This window comes from Mesorhizobium sp. M8A.F.Ca.ET.218.01.1.1, from assembly GCF_004791165.1.
GTDB lineage: Bacteria > Pseudomonadota > Alphaproteobacteria > Rhizobiales > Rhizobiaceae > Mesorhizobium.
The window spans coordinates 1-362 of record NZ_SRUZ01000084.1 but is presented as its reverse complement, the minus strand read 5'-3'; the positions used below and the strand labels follow the sequence as shown (position 1 = coordinate 362).

The window sequence follows — 362 nt, the reverse complement described above, 5'->3', positions numbered from 1 at the left end:
GCTTGTCGCCCTCCTCGTCCTGGCCCGGCTGCTCTCGCCTACCGAGTTCGGCCTTTACTCCGCAGCCCTGATCATCATCAGGTTTTCAACCATCTTCCATGGACTAGGCATTAGCCCCGCGATCGTGCAGCGACCTGTGCTTGAGGAGCGGCATCTTCGGGTCGGATTCACCTTGTCGCTTCTGCTTGGACTCGCCGTTTCCGCCCTCATCTGGGCAATGGCACCCGCCATCGCCGGGCTCCTTCGGCTCGCCGATCTGGTTCCGGTCGTGCGCGCGATCTGCATCGTGTTTCTTTTCCAGGGAGCTTCAATGGTGTCATTGGCCGCGGCCCAGCGCGCCCTGCGCTTCCGCTGGCTTGCGC

1 protein-coding gene is annotated in these 362 nt (G+C 63.0%); it reads left to right on the top strand.

Annotated elements, in window-relative coordinates:
• On the top strand, positions 1–362 hold a 362-nt coding region (locus EN861_RS34490; RefSeq protein ID WP_145972055.1), incomplete at both ends, for an oligosaccharide flippase family protein.